Source organism: Aurantimonas sp. C2-5-R2 (genome assembly GCF_036549495.1).
GTDB lineage: Bacteria > Pseudomonadota > Alphaproteobacteria > Rhizobiales > Rhizobiaceae > Aurantimonas > Aurantimonas coralicida_A.
Window position 1 is genome coordinate 21,501 of the sequence record NZ_JAZHLJ010000042.1, and the last position, 13,775, is coordinate 35,275.

At 65.2% G+C, this 13,775-nt stretch carries 15 protein-coding genes; 3 read left to right on the plus strand and 12 right to left on the minus strand.

Annotation, left to right across the window (positions count from 1 at the left end; genetic code table 11):
- The first annotated feature begins 10 nt into the window (after window positions 1–10).
- Entirely contained in the window at window positions 11–358 is a 348-nt protein-coding gene (locus VQ044_RS16360; RefSeq protein WP_327648220.1) for a DUF1428 domain-containing protein, read from the plus strand.
- Between the two features lie 23 nt (window positions 359–381).
- Here the strand turns inward: VQ044_RS16360 and VQ044_RS16365 are convergent, their stop codons facing one another.
- From VQ044_RS16365 to argH, 4 genes are all read right to left on the minus strand, one after another.
- Entirely contained in the window at window positions 382–2,997 is a 2,616-nt protein-coding gene (locus VQ044_RS16365; RefSeq protein ID WP_327648222.1) for a TIGR02302 family protein, read from the minus strand.
- Between the two features lie 98 nt (window positions 2,998–3,095).
- Window positions 3,096–4,370 carry a diaminopimelate decarboxylase gene (gene lysA / locus VQ044_RS16370; protein WP_327648224.1) on the minus strand — a complete coding sequence of 425 codons (1,275 nt, stop codon included), beginning with the start codon at window positions 4,368–4,370 and terminating at the stop codon, window positions 3,096–3,098.
- A 48-nt stretch (window positions 4,371–4,418) separates the two neighbouring features.
- Entirely contained in the window at window positions 4,419–4,721 is a 303-nt protein-coding gene (locus VQ044_RS16375; RefSeq protein ID WP_327648225.1) for a hypothetical protein, read from the minus strand.
- Between the two features lie 88 nt (window positions 4,722–4,809).
- On the minus strand, window positions 4,810–6,249 hold the full coding sequence (argH, locus tag VQ044_RS16380; protein WP_327648227.1) for an argininosuccinate lyase: 1,440 nt from the start codon (window positions 6,247–6,249) through the stop codon (window positions 4,810–4,812).
- Between the two features lie 26 nt (window positions 6,250–6,275).
- On the opposite strand from argH, the gene tlpA reads away from it, so the two are divergent.
- Together tlpA and VQ044_RS16390 are read left to right on the plus strand one after the other, a co-directional pair.
- Complete coding sequence (gene tlpA, locus VQ044_RS16385) at window positions 6,276–6,950, plus strand: thiol:disulfide interchange protein TlpA (protein ID WP_327648228.1); 675 nt, start codon at window positions 6,276–6,278, stop codon at window positions 6,948–6,950.
- 10 nt (window positions 6,951–6,960) lie between these two features.
- A complete protein-coding gene (locus VQ044_RS16390) occupies window positions 6,961–7,245 on the plus strand; it encodes an AbrB/MazE/SpoVT family DNA-binding domain-containing protein (RefSeq protein ID WP_327648229.1) in 285 nt (94 codons plus the stop codon).
- 24 nt (window positions 7,246–7,269) lie between these two features.
- Here VQ044_RS16390 and VQ044_RS16395 read toward each other — a convergent pair whose 3' ends face one another.
- The 8 genes from VQ044_RS16395 to VQ044_RS16430 form a co-directional block, all read right to left on the minus strand.
- Window positions 7,270–8,151: a 3-hydroxybutyryl-CoA dehydrogenase gene (locus VQ044_RS16395; RefSeq protein ID WP_327648231.1), complete on the minus strand. Its 882-nt coding sequence runs from the start codon at window positions 8,149–8,151 to the stop codon at window positions 7,270–7,272.
- Window positions 8,152–8,235: 84 nt separating this feature from the next.
- Window positions 8,236–9,165 carry an electron transfer flavoprotein subunit alpha/FixB family protein gene (locus tag VQ044_RS16400; protein ID WP_327648233.1) on the minus strand — a complete coding sequence of 310 codons (930 nt, stop codon included), beginning with the start codon at window positions 9,163–9,165 and terminating at the stop codon, window positions 8,236–8,238.
- A gap of 129 nt (window positions 9,166–9,294) precedes the next feature.
- Window positions 9,295–10,044, minus strand: a complete 750-nt coding sequence (locus VQ044_RS16405) for an electron transfer flavoprotein subunit beta/FixA family protein (protein WP_327648235.1) — start codon at window positions 10,042–10,044, stop codon at window positions 9,295–9,297.
- A gap of 197 nt (window positions 10,045–10,241) precedes the next feature.
- The gene (locus VQ044_RS16410; RefSeq protein ID WP_327648237.1) at window positions 10,242–10,979 is read right to left on the minus strand and encodes a rhomboid family intramembrane serine protease; all 738 of its coding nucleotides are present in this window, start codon (window positions 10,977–10,979) and stop codon (window positions 10,242–10,244) included.
- Between the two features lie 61 nt (window positions 10,980–11,040).
- Window positions 11,041–11,613: a cob(I)yrinic acid a,c-diamide adenosyltransferase gene (locus tag VQ044_RS16415; protein ID WP_327648239.1), complete on the minus strand. Its 573-nt coding sequence runs from the start codon at window positions 11,611–11,613 to the stop codon at window positions 11,041–11,043.
- A gap of 108 nt (window positions 11,614–11,721) precedes the next feature.
- The gene (locus VQ044_RS16420) at window positions 11,722–12,114 is read right to left on the minus strand and encodes a GFA family protein (RefSeq protein ID WP_327648241.1); all 393 of its coding nucleotides are present in this window, start codon (window positions 12,112–12,114) and stop codon (window positions 11,722–11,724) included.
- Window positions 12,115–12,133: 19 nt separating this feature from the next.
- Window positions 12,134–12,283 carry a hypothetical protein gene (locus VQ044_RS16425; protein WP_327648243.1) on the minus strand — a complete coding sequence of 50 codons (150 nt, stop codon included), beginning with the start codon at window positions 12,281–12,283 and terminating at the stop codon, window positions 12,134–12,136.
- 274 nt (window positions 12,284–12,557) lie between these two features.
- On the minus strand, window positions 12,558–13,619 hold the full coding sequence (locus tag VQ044_RS16430; RefSeq protein WP_327648245.1) for an ATP-binding protein: 1,062 nt from the start codon (window positions 13,617–13,619) through the stop codon (window positions 12,558–12,560).
- Between the last annotated feature and the right edge of the window lie 156 nt (window positions 13,620–13,775).

Below are 13,775 nucleotides of genomic sequence, written 5' to 3' on the forward strand. Positions count from 1 at the left end.
GAGAAAACCAATGGCCTATATCGACGGAATGATCGCCGCGGTCCCGACCGCCAACAAGGACGCCTTTCGCGAGCACGCCGTGAAGGCGGGGGCGATCTTCAAGGAGCACGGGGCGCTGTCGCTGACCGATTGCTGGGGCGACGACGTGCCGGAGGGCAAGCTGAACTCCATGCACACCGCCGTGATGCGCAAGCCCGACGAGACGGTGGTATTTTCCTGGATCGTCTGGCCATCGAAAGCGGTGCGCGACGCGGGGATGCAGAAGGTGATGGAGGACCCGCGCATGCAGGCGGGGACCATGCCCTTCGACGGCAAGCGCATGATCTTCGGCGGGTTCGAGGTGATCGTCGAGGGATAGCGGCCACTCCTGAAGCCGTTCTCCTACGGCGTCTTCAGCAGCCGCTCCAGATAGTCGCGTTCGAGCTGCGGTGACAGGGCGTCGCCGAGGCGGTTGCGGATGGCGTCGAGAATGCGCCGGGCACGCTGGGTGTCGATCTCGTCCGGCACGCCGACATCCTGGCCGAAATCCGGTCCCTCGGTCTGGCGCTGCCGGCCGAGCGGATCGCGGCCGGAGCGCTGCTGCTGGCCGCCGAAGCCCTGCCCCATCTGCCCTTGCGCGCCCTGGCTGCCCTGCCCCTGCATGGCTTCCTGCATCTGCCGCATCATGTCCTGCCCGCCGCGGCGCAGCGCCTCCATGGCGCGGCCCTGCTCACCGACGGCCTCGCCGTCGTTGCCCTGGCCAAGCGCGCCTTCGGCCTTGCCCATCGCCTCACCGGCCTCGCCGAAGCCGTCGGAAGGCTCCATGCCCATGCCCTCCAGCTGCTTCTGCAATTCTTCCAGTTCCTGCTGGAGCTGGCCCTGCTGCTCCTGCAGCTGCTTCATCATTTCCTGGAGCTGTTCGGCGGTCATCGGCTCGCCCTTTTGACCGTCCTGCGGTTGGCCCTGTTGAGGCTCGCCGGGCTGGCCTTGCTGGCGGTCCTGTTGCTGGCGCTCGAACTGCCGGCGGCCGAGATCGAAGGTCTGGTCCTTCAGCTGCTGCTGGCGCTGCAGCATCTCGCCGAGCTTGTTCATCTGCTGCTGCATGGCGTTTTGTTGGCCCTGCTGCTGCTGGCCGGGCCGCATCGCCTGGAGATTGTCCATCATCTGCTGGAGTTCGGACAGAAGCTGCTGGGCGGCGTCCTTGGAGCCGGATTTCGCCAGATCCTCGATCCGGTCCAGCATCCGCTCCAGATCCTGCGGACGCAGCTCCTGCATGTCGCCCATCTGCAGCTGATCCTGGCTCATCGGCGGCTGGTTGCGCATCGCTTCGGCCAGGGCCTGCATGTATTCCCGCATCGCCTCGCGCAGTTCCTGCATCAGCCGGTCGATCTCGGCGTCCGATGCGCCCTCCTCCAGCGCCTCGGCGAGCTGTTCGCGCGCATCCCGGAGCCGCCGCTCGGCCAGCGACAGATTACCGTCCTCGATACCGAGGGCGATCTCCCACAGGAAGTCGACCGACGACAGCAATGCCTCGTCGTTATAGGCGGTGGCGATGCGGGTGCGCGCGGCACGCAGCGCCAGATAGTCGGCCGGGTTCTCGATAAACTCCTCGCCGCGCAGGGTGATCGCATCGAGCATCTCGACCACGCGCGGCACCGTGTTCGCATCGAGCGCCAGCATTCGCCGCTGCTCGATGACGGCGCGAGCGAGCGGATTGGTGAACCGCCGCTCGGGCAATGTCAGCGGCATCGTTTCGGAACGGCCGGACTGGCCGGCGTCGTCGGTGGCAACCAGCGTCATCGCCACCTTTGCCCCGGCATAAGGGCTTTCGGTGAGATCAGCGCTGGTGCGTCCCTCGGCCGCGCCCTTGGTGCGGCGGGGCAGGGCAAGGTTGATCTCGGGCGCGGCGACCAGCGGCCGGGCATTGGCGGCGACGACATCATCGGCGACGACGATCTCCGCGCGGCCTTTGCGCACGCCGTAATCGTCGGTGATCGTGTAGGCGAGCTGCAGCGCGCCGTTGCGCGCCTCGCTCGGCTCCTCCTTGAAGGCGATCTCCGGATCGACGTCGGGCGTCACCGTGAAATTCCAACGGCCAAGGGTCGAAAAGGCGGTGGCAAGCGCCGCCTCGCCGCTTTCTTCCAGGGCGAAGGCATATTCGCGCGGACCGGCCGCGACCTTCGCCGGCTTCGGCGCCTCGCCATCCTCCGCCAACTCGGCCTTTTCGTCGGCCCCGACCGGCACGACGGTGATCGGCTCCGCGCCTTCAGCCGTCGCAGTGAAGACAAGGTCGGCGGCCGCACCGTCGGACAGACGGACGGACAGGACGCTGCCCTCGGGAACCCCGATCGGCCCGTCACCCGCGCCGCCGGCGTCGGTCAGGAAGATCGGCGCCCGGCCGGTATAGCTCGGCGGCGTCACCCAGGCGTCGACACGGGCGACGGTCAGCGCTTCGGCGTCCGCCGGGGCGAACGCGTCGAGAACCCGGCCGCCGCCGGGGCCGAAAGAAAACGCGAAGGCGGTGACCAGGAGCAGCGCGACAAGCGCCCTGAGGCCAAACGGGTCCAGCCGCTCGGTCCGGGTATTCGGGGAACCGCCGCTGAGATTGCGCAGCCGCTCGGCCATGCGCCGCTGGTGCTCGTGCCACAGGGCTTTAGCGAAGGGATCGTCCGAGACGGCGTGGTCGCCCTGCACCCGCAGCGGCTGGTGGGCCAAGCGGCTGACGCTTTCGATCCGGGCGTCGACGTCGCCGGCAGCCGGCAGCCGCAGCCCACGGTTGAACCACAGCGCGGCGACGGCAAGACCGGCCAGAACCGCCAGAACGGCGACGCGGCCATAGAACGGCATCGCCGCGAACAGGCCGAACCAGGAAAGAATCAGGAAGACGCCGGCGAGACTGGCGAAGGCCAGGACAAGCGGCCACACCCGCTCGACGAGGAGCGCCGTGGTGGCGAATTTCCGCGTCAACGCGATCCGTCCGGCCTTGGTCCAGTCGTTGTGCCGGTCGGTCTCGGCCATGGGCCCGCTCTCGTTCCTTTTACGTGCGGAGAACCTTACCGGATTTTACGGCGAAGGCGAGGCGAGTGACGCAGGTGTGAAGCGCATGTTGGCCGCAGTCAGGCGCGCCCCTCCAGCCACGGCGGCAGCCGGTCGAGACCGATCAACTCCTCAATGGTCTGGCGCGGGCGGACGACGTGGAAGGCGTCGTCCCGGACCATGACTTCCGCGATCAGAGGGCGGGAATTGTACGTGCCCGACTGCACCGCGCCATAGGCCCCGGCGGAGGAGACATAGACGAGATCGCCCGCTTCGACGCTGGGCAGGTCGCGGTCCTTGGCGAGGAAATCGCCGCTCTCGCAGACCGGTCCGACGACGTCGGCGACAATCCGCAGCGCCTCGGGATCGTCAACCACCGGATGGATGTCGTGCCAGGCGTCATACAGCGTCGGGCGAATCAAATCGTTCATCGCCGCGTCGACGATGACGAAGATCTTGCCCTCCGCCTTCTTCACATAGAGGACCTTGGTCACCAGAATTCCGGCATTGGCGGCGATCAGCCGGCCGGGCTCGAACACCACCTGGCAGTCGAGGTCGCGCACATGCCGCTTGACGATCTCGGCATAGGCCGGCGGCTCCGGCGGCGGCGCGTTGTCGCGGCGATAAGGCACGCCGAGCCCGCCGCCAAGATCGATGTGGTCGATCGTGTGGTCTTTCGCGCGCAGCTTGCGCACCAGATCGGCGAGACGGTCGAATGCCTCGTCGAAGGGCTCCAGATCGACGATCTGGCTTCCGATATGCATGTCGATGCCGGAGACGTGAATGCCCGGCAGCGAACGGGCACGATCGTAGACCGCTTCCGCCCGCTCGAAGGCGATGCCGAACTTGTCGGACTTCTTGCCGGTGGAGATCTTGGCGTGGGTGCGCGCGTCGACGTCCGGATTGATGCGGAAGGACACATTTGCGCTGACACCGGCCTGTGCCGCGCGGGCCGAGATCGCGTCCAGCTCGGGCTCGGATTCCACGTTGAAGCAAAAGATCCGCGAGGCGAGAGCCAGATCGATCTCCTCGATGGTCTTGCCGACCCCGGAGAACATGATCTTCTCTGGCGGAATCCCGGCCTTGAGTGCGCGCAGCAATTCGCCGCCCGACACCACGTCCGCCCCCGCCCCGAGCCGGGCCAGCGTCGCCAGCACCGCCTGGTTGGAGTTCGCCTTCATGGCGTAGCAGACCAGCGCGTCGATATCGGCGAAGGCGCGGGCGAAGACCTCGTAGTGCCGGGTCAGTGTCGCGGTCGAATAGCAATAGAACGGCGTGCCCACGTCGCGCGCGATCGCCGCCACACTGACGCCCTCGGCGTGGAGGGCGCCGTCCCGGATTTCGAAATGATTCATGGCAAGGCTTGCGGTGGTCGAAGCGGGATACCCGGCTCGGTTTCGGACCTAATTCAGCAGCGGATCGAGGAAGAACCGTTTGCCGGAGGCGTCTTTGTTCCGGGTGACCTCGACGGCGCTGACCATATTGTCGTTCTGGACATCCGAGATCCGTGCGGCGCGAACAGCTGTGCCGGTCTCGCCGCTGCCAAGGACGTTGGTGGTCCCGCCTTGGGTCTGTTCCGCCACCACGGCGGGCACCTCGTTGGTGTCCGGCGCCACCGGCAGGTTCTTCACGCCGCAGCCGCCAAGAACCGACAGCGCAGCCAGAATCAGCACCGGCTTGGCCGCAAGGCTCGATCGCTCCGTCATCTCGTCACCCCTCAGCACATCGCCAACCGTCGATCCCCGTCACCGCGGTGATAACGGTTCGCGACGAAGAAATCACCACCCGCGGCGACTATTCGCCATTGCCGCCGAGTCGATCGCGCCAATAGGCGATCTGGGCGCGGACATTGGCGGGCGCCGTGCCGCCGAAGCTGGTGCGACTGTTCACCGAAGCATCGACGCCGAGCACGGAATAGACCGCGTCGGTGATCCGCGCCTCCAGCGTTTGCAGAAGATCCAACGGCAGATCCTCGAGCCCGACGCCGCGCTCCTCGGCGAGCGCCACCGCCCGTCCGGTCACATGATGCGCCTCGCGGAACGGCAGCCCCAGTTCCCGCACCAACCAATCGGCGAGGTCGGTGGCGGTGGAAAAGCCGTGGCCGGCCGCCCGGCGCATCGCCTCGGTTTCGATGGTCATGTCGCGGACCATGCCGGTGGCGGCGGCGAGCGCCAAGGCCAGCGAATCGATCGCGTCGAAGACCTGTTCCTTGTCTTCCTGCATGTCCTTCGAATAGCTGAGCGGCAGCCCCTTCATCACGGTCAGCAGCGAGATCAGCGCGCCATTGATGCGGCCGGGCTTGGCCCGAACCAGTTCGGCAGCGTCCGGGTTCTTCTTCTGCGGCATGATCGAGGAGCCGGTCGAGAACGCGTCGGACAGCCGGACGAAGCCGAATTGCGGCGTCGACCAGATGACGATCTCTTCGGCGAGACGCGACAGATGCGTGCCGCAGATCGCGGCCACCGAGAGAAATTCCAGGGCGAAGTCCCGGTCGGACACCGAATCGAGCGAGTTGCGGGTCGGCTCGCGAAAGCCCAGCGCTTCCGCCGTCTGGTGCCGGTCAATGGCAAAGCCGGTGCCGGCAAGCGCGGCGGCGCCGAGCGGACATTCGTCGAGACGGGTGATCGCGTCATGGCAGCGCGACAGGTCGCGGGCCGCCATTTCGACATAGGCGAGGCAATGGTGGCCGAAGGTGACCGGCTGGGCGACCTGGAGATGGGTGAAGCCGGGCATGATCGTGTCGGCATGCGCCTCGGCCTTGTCGAGCAGCGCGCCGATGAAGGCTTCGAGCGCTTCGGCAAGCGAGCCGAACGCCGCCTTCACGTGCAGGCGGAAATCGACCGCGACCTGGTCGTTGCGCGAACGGGCGGTGTGCAACCGGCCGGCCGCCGGGCCGATCAGTTCGGCCAGCCGCGCCTCGATATTCATATGGATGTCCTCGCGCTCTCGCGAGAAAGTGAAGCGCCCCTCGGCGATCTCGGCGCGGATGTCCTCCAGACCCGCTATGATCTGGCTGGCATCCTCCGCCGAAATGATGCCTTGATCGGCCAACATGGCGGCATGGGCTTTCGAACCGGCGATATCCTCGTCATAAAGCCGTCGATCGAAATCGATCGAGGCGTTAATCTCCTCCATGATGGCGTCGGGTCCGGAGGCAAAGCGACCGCCCCACATCGCGTTGCTGGAGGTGGGGGCATTGCTTGACTTGGGAACGTTGCTGGTCTTCTGGCGCATGGATACTCGAAAGGGCTTTTGACGGTATGTCCGAGGAAACACGACAGGCTTCGAACGGGCGGCGGCTCGGTGTCATCGCCGGGATCGCGCTGATCTCAGGCATCGCGGCGGGCGGTGCCGTCCTATACGTGAGCGAGACGGGGTCTGGCAACGAAGTCGCCGCCACGTCCTGCCCGGCCGACGAGGCGATCTACGCCGCGATCGACGGCGCGGCGCGCGGCGAGGTCGCGGCCGTGCAGGCGCTCGACGCGCCCTTCGACATCTCTTCGATGGCCTTTGAGGACGGCGATGGCCAGCCGGCAAGCCTGAAGAATTTTGCCGGCAAGACGCTGCTGGTCAATCTCTGGGCGACCTGGTGCGTGCCCTGCCGGCTCGAGATGCCGGCGCTCGACGCGCTGGAGCAGCAGGAGGGAGGCGAGGATTTCGCCGTGATCCCGATCAACATCGACACCGGCAGTATCGACAAGCCGAAGAAGTTCTACGCCGAGACCAAGCTCACCGCCCTGCCCCTGTATCGCGACGAAACGATGGGCGTCTTTGACGATTTGAAGGGCCGGGGGCTGGCTTACGGCCTGCCCGTCTCGGTGTTGGTCGGACCCGACGGCTGCGCCCGCGCGGCGATCAACGGCCCAGCGGAGTGGGCGAGCCCGGATGCGGTGAAGCTGATCGAGGCGGTCAAGGAGAGCGGGCGGGCCGTGTGAGGGGGCGCCTATGACGCTTGCCGGAAAGTTCGCCTTCCCTTACGCTGGTTCTGCAGCGGGCTTGAAGACGATGACAACATTAATCATCACATCGAAAGGCCGAATAACGCTTCCTGAGGATGTCCTGAAACATCTGGGCGTTGCTCCCGGCGAAAATCTCGAGGCCGATCTGAACCCCGGCGGTAGGATAATCCTGCGTGCCGTGCAGCGCCGCAGTACGAGAGAGGATTCATCTGGCCGGCGTCATGGACATCTGGCCGGCGGATCGGTCGAAGGGTCGAACAATTCGACGTAAGAATGGCCGACAGTGAAAGCGCCCCTACCGCGTCGGGACCGGATGCTCGCCGCGATAATCGTAGAAGCCGCGGCCGGTCTTGCGGCCGAGCCAGCCGGCCTCGACGTATTTCACCAGCAGCGGGCACGGCCGGTATTTGGAATCGGCCAGCCCGTCATAAAGCACCTGCATGATCGACAGGCAGGTATCGAGACCGATGAAATCGGCCAGCTGCAGCGGCCCCATCGGGTGGTTGGCGCCGAGCCGCATCGCGGTATCGATGGACTCGACCGAGCCGACGCCCTCGTAGAGCGTGTAGATCGCCTCGTTGATCATCGGCAGAAGGATGCGGTTGACGATGAAGGCCGGAAAATCCTCCGAGACGGTGATCGTCTTGTCGAGCGCGGTGACGAATTGCCTGGCGCTCTCGAAGGTCGCGTCCTCCGTCGCGATGCCGCGCACCAGCTCGACCAGCTTCATCACCGGCACCGGATTCATGAAGTGGATGCCCATGAACCGCTCGGGCCGGTCGGTCGCGGAGGCGAGCCGGGTGATGGAGATCGACGAGGTGTTGCTGGCGAGGATCGTCGCCTCGGACAGATGCGGACAGATGTCGCGATAGATCTTGCGCTTGACCGTCTCGTCCTCGGTCGCCGCCTCGATGACGAGGTCAAGGCCGCCGAGAGCCGCGGGATCGGTCGCGGTTGTGATGCGGCTCAGCGCCTCGGCGCGCTCGGCTTCGGTGATCTTTTGCGAGGACAATTGCCGGTCGAGCGCGGCGCTGACGCGCTCGAGGCCCGCCGCCGTGCGATCCGCCGCGATGTCGTAGAGCGTGACGTCATAGCCGGCGAGCGCGGCGACATGGGCGATGCCCGCGCCCATCTGGCCCGCGCCGACGATCCCGACCTTGCTGATCCTGTCCGCCATCTCGCCTTCTACCGCCTCCCGGATTTTATTGCGCCGCAACAGTAGTGCTCACCCGCCCCGCCGTCAAAGGCAGCGCGGCGACGCTCAGAGCTTGTCTTTCAGCTCCGGCAGGATCTGGAAGAGATCGCCGACCAGGCCGTAATCGGCGACCTGGAAGATCGGCGCCTCCTCGTCCTTGTTGATCGCCACGATCACCTTGGAATCCTTCATGCCGGCCAGATGCTGGATCGCGCCGGAAATGCCGGCGGCGATGTAGAGATCGGGCGCCACCACCTTGCCGGTCTGGCCGACCTGCCAGTCGTTCGGGGCATAGCCGGCATCCACCGCCGCGCGGCTGGCGCCGATCGCCGCGCCGAGCTTGTCGGCGACGGGCAGGATGAATTCGTCGAACTTTTCCTTGGAGCCGAGCGCCCGGCCGCCGGACAAGATGATCTTGGCGCTGGTCAGCTCCGGCCGGTCGCTTTCGGCGAGCCGTTCCCCGACGAAGCGCGACAGGCCCGGATCGGCGGCGGCGTCCACCGCCTCGATCGAGGCTGAGCCACCCTCGCCGGTGGCCTGGAAGCCAGCGGTGCGGACCGTGATCACCTTCTTGGCGTCGCCCGATTTCACCGTCTGGATGGCGTTGCCGGCATAGATCGGCCGCTGGAAGGTGTCGGGGCCCTCGACGGCGACGATGTCGGAAATCTGCATCACGTCGAGCAGCGCGGCGACGCGCGGCATGACGTTCTTGCCCGAGGTCGTCGCCGGGGCGACGATCGCGTCATAGGCATCCGCCAGCTTGACGATGAGGTCGGCGAGCGGCTCGGCGAGGCCGTGCGCGTAGGCGTCCGCGTCGGCGTGCAGCACCTTGGCGACGCCGCCAAGCTTCGACGCGGCGTCGGCGACGGCGCCGGAGCCGGAGCCGGCGACGAGGACATGCACGTCGCCGCCCATCTGGGACGCCGCCGCCAGCGCCTTGGCGGTCTGGTCGGACAGGGCGGCATTGTCGTGTTCGGCGATGAGAAGCGTGGTCATGCTATTGTCTCCCGATCGAGGGCAGGTTCCGTCTCAGGTCCGGACGGAGCAGCGAATGCAATGGGCGGAGCCGGTCGTCTCGTCGCAAGTCCGGACGGAAAACCGGTGGCCGCTTTTCCTGGACTTGCTTTAGAGGACTCCGGCCTCGTTCCTCAGCTTGTCGATCAGCTCGTCGACGCTGGCGACCTTGACGCCGGCCTCGCGCTTCTTCGGCTCGACCGTCTTCAGCACTTCCAGGCGCGGCGCAACGTCGACGCCGTAATCGTCCGGCGACTTTTCCTCGAGCGGCTTCTTCTTCGCCTTCATGATGTTCGGCAGCGAGGCGTAGCGCGGCTCGTTGAGGCGCAGATCGGTGGTGACCACCGCCGGCATCGTGATGTCGACGGTCTGCAGGCCGCCATCGACCTCGCGCGTTACCGTGGCCCGGCCGTCGGCGAATTCCACCTTGTTGGCGAAGGTGCCCTGGCTCCAGCCGAGTAGCGCGGCGAGCATCTGGCCGGTCTGGTTGCAATCGTCGTCGATCGCCTGCTTGCCCACGATGACGAGGTCGGGCTTTTCCGCGTCGACCACGCCTTTGAGGATCTTGGCGACGGCGAGCGGCTCGGTCGGCTGGTCGGTCTTGACCAGGATACCGCGGTCGGCGCCCATCGCCAGCGCGGTGCGGATGGTCTCCTGGGCCTGCTGCGGGCCGACGGAGACGGCGATGATCTCGCTCGCCGTGCCGGCTTCCTTGAGGCGGATCGCCTCTTCCACCGCGATCTCGTCGAACGGGTTCATGCTCATCTTGACGTTGGCGAGATCGACGCCCGATCCGTCCGGCTTGACCCGGATCTTCACGTTGTAATCCACCACCCGCTTGACGGCGACGAGAACTTTCATCGGCGAAGACTCCCCTTGGTCGACCCGGAGCGATCCGGACGCTTGTTCCGTTGAACCTCAGCCTGATCCGCCGCTCGCGAGCGCCCAATGAATGGGGAGGAGTTCAGCCGATTGTCGCAATGCGATAAATGACGGTTACGGAAGTGTCAAAAACCCTTGCGTCTCAGGCCGCTTAGTGACGCCCCGGCCGCCATCTTTCAAGCCCCGCGCTCGTCTTTCCGCTTGAGTTCCACCGCTCGCGGCGTCTCGATCCGGCTGTCGAACAGCGGAACGCCCTTCTGACGCAGCACCAGCGTCAGCGCCGCCCCGGCGAAAATGCCGCCGGCATGGGCCGCATAGGAGACGTCCTCGCCGCCCGCAATGAACAGCGCGAACTGCCACCCGATCCAGATCGCCAAAAGCAGCCAGGCCGGCAGATACAGCGGGATACGGCCGAAGGCGAGCACCCACACCCAGACGCGCGGATGCAGCATCAGATAGGCCGCGGCGACTCCGGAGACGGCGCCGGACGCGCCGATCAGCGTCGCCTCGGAATCGGGCATGACCATCGCATGCAGCCAGGCGCCGGCCGCCGCGCAGGCGAGATAGAACAGGAGAAAGCGCAGATGGCCGAAGGCGTCCTCGACATTGTCGCCGAACACCCAGAGAAACAGCATGTTGCCGGCCAGATGCCAGAAATTGAGATGCAGGAAGGCGTAGGTGACGAAATTCAGCGCCTCGGGCACCGCCACATAGTGCGGCGGCAGATCGGCGTAGCCGTTCACCACGGCCGGGATGAAGCCGTAGGTGATCTCGTAGGCGGAGAGCAGCGCGCCGGTCTCGCCGGTCGCCGTGAACACCAGATAGATGACGACGTTCACGACGATCAGGCCGACCGTCACATACTGGAAACGGATGCGCCGCAGCCGGTTGGCGTCGTAGATGGGCACGAACACGATCGCGGCGTTCCTTTTCTGGGAGCCTTGCCTTTTCTCTGCGAGCCTTGTGGCCCGCCCCTTACCGGCTCTGGCCGGGCACCCACAGAACGTCGCCCTTGCCGTCGTCATTGGCAATACGGGCGGCGACGAAAAGATGGTCCGACAGGCGGTTGATATATTGCAGCGCCGCCGCCGAGACGATCTCCCCCTCCTTGCGGGCGAGCTCCACCATCAGCCGCTCGGCCCGGCGCGCCACGGTGCGGGCATGATGCAGATGCGTGGCGGCGGGCGAGCCGGCCGGCAGCACGAAGGATTTCAGCGGCTCCAGCCGGGCGTTCATGGCGTCGATCTCGCGCTCCAGCCGCTCCACCTGCGACGGCACGATCGCCAGCCGCTCATAGGGCAGAGGCTCGCCCGTTTCGGGGGTCGCGAGATCGGCGCCGAGATCGAACAGCTCGTTCTGGATGCGGGCGAGCATGGCGTCGAGCGCTTCGTCGGCGTGAAGCCGCACAATGCCGACAATGGCGTTCAGCTCGTCGACGGTGCCATAACTCGCGACCCTGATGTCGAATTTCGGCCGCCGCTCGCCGGTGCCGAGCCCGGTGTCACCGGCATCGCCGGTCCGGGTGTAGATCTTGTTCAGCTTGACCATGATGTCTCCGGTTTGGCGCCATCATAGGTCATGTCGCGGCGGGTGACAGGGTGGCGGGGAAAGAACGCGCCGGCGTGATCTAGAGCGCCGTCGCGCCGGTTCCGCGGCCTATTCCTCGAAGCGGCCCGTGGCGTCGCGGTCGCGCTGGTATCGTCGCGTCAGCGGAAACGGCGGCAACCAGGACTCGCGGCGGATGGTCCAGAGTTCGTAGGTTGGCGTCAGTTGGTCGGGTGCGTCCAGCGATCCGAGATTCACCTCGATCTCGTCGGCGGTGCGGCCGAAGACCGGCGAGCCGCAGCGCGGACAGAAAAACCGCCCGGCATAGTCGCGGGTTTCGCCCGCGATCGTCACCGCATCCTGCGGGAAGATCGCGGAGGCGTGAAACAGCGCCCCGTGATGCTTGCGGCAGTCGAGACAGTGACACAGGCCGACCCGGTACGGGCGTCCCGCCGCCACGATCCGAACGTTGCCGCACAGGCAACCGCCGGTGAATCGGTCCATGCTGCATCTCCTCTCGAAATCAGGCGATGGACACCTGCCCACGAACCACGTTCAGCGCGTCGACAGTGCCGTACCGCGCGACGCGCAGATCCGATTTCGCCCGCCAGTGCCGAGCTCGGTCTCCCCGGCATCGCCGGTCCTTGGTGGAGATCGTGGTCGGTTTGAACATGATGTCTCCGGTTAGCGGGGAGAATAGGCGTGTCGCGGCGGGTGACAGGGTTCAGAGGAGAGTGCCCTTGGCTGGTCTGACGCGGCTTCGCGCCGACTTCTAAGATCATGGACAGGATGCAATTCCCTGCAAGCTGCCATTAGCTTCAGGCTGCGCGGACTGCACCCTACTCACGCGTGGGTTCGCAGGTTCAGTCTCTGACTTGCCACCATCTTTTCAAACACCTGTCTAGATGGGTAATCCTGCTTTCCTTCGGGTAGCGAAAATCGTGCTCCTATGCCTCTCCTGCTGGCGCGGTATTTTCCACATCCGCTCCCCCTTCGGCCACCGCAGCAGGCATCGGCTTCGGCCGCCGGGGCGGATTGTCTGGCCGAAATCGGCCACGAAAAACATCTTGGTCATTCAGGCGAATCAGGACCGGATTCTCGCAGGAGGAAGCCTTGCCAAAGGCGATCGCGTGGCGAGCCTGCATCGAGGGGAGGATTCCAGCGTAATCGGAGCCGATGTAATTACTGAGGAAGTCCTTTCCTGTGTCATCGAAGGTCCGCATGGCAAAGATGGTATTGCACTGGTTGAGGATGGTCTTGGTTACGTTGGCGGTCCGCTGCGTAATCAGCAGACAACCGAGCCCGTATTTCCGCCCTTGGAGGATTGCCCGCGCGCTTTTCGCTGTAGCTGCCTTATCTCCCTCCGTTGCCACGGAATTCCATTCCGGAACGAGCGAGTGTGCCTCTTCATACACCAGGCAGAGACGAGCATGGTCGGCCATACCTAACTCTTGGCAGATGTGTAACGCGGCATCTGAGAAGATTGCAGTTATTTCAGACGCGGTGAGCCTTTGAAATGCGGCCGTATCCGCGTTCCAACCTGACACCTGCTTTGTCACGCGTAATTGGGCCGGATTCTGTATCCTGAGGTAGTGATCATCGTCTTGATCCAGAAACGATCGAATCTGTTCGATAACAGCCGCAACAAATGCGTTCCTAGACCCCCCAAGCTCCTTGTTCTGATGAGCGACCCCGCCGCTACCGGCTGCAACAAGCTCGGCTTTCTTGATCGCCTCATATGCGGGATCAAGAAAGTCACTCAATAGTGTCTCATATTGGTTTGTGAGGTCGAGGCAGAGGACCTTGATCCCCCTAGCGATCATGCGCTCGACAAGCTCGATCGCTAGGTAGCTCTTACCCACACCCAGAATGCCGAGGATCGCGGTATTGTGCGTTACGCACTCAGATGGATCCAGTCTGACGCCATAAGGGGTCGCCGGGAAGTGCCCTATGCAATCATCCTCTGGGCCGGCTTCGTGCTCTTCGAGCAGGAATACAGGGGCGTTCATTCGGGGCATCCAAGGCACCGGACAGAACCGGCGCCCCTCATCATCCCATGCGCCGATTTTGCGCGCCTTAGAGTCCGTTTCGAAACTCACTGCGGCGGGTTCAAAGGCCCCTCGGATGGTCGCTCCGCAATGACATGATACCCGATTTCCGCGGGT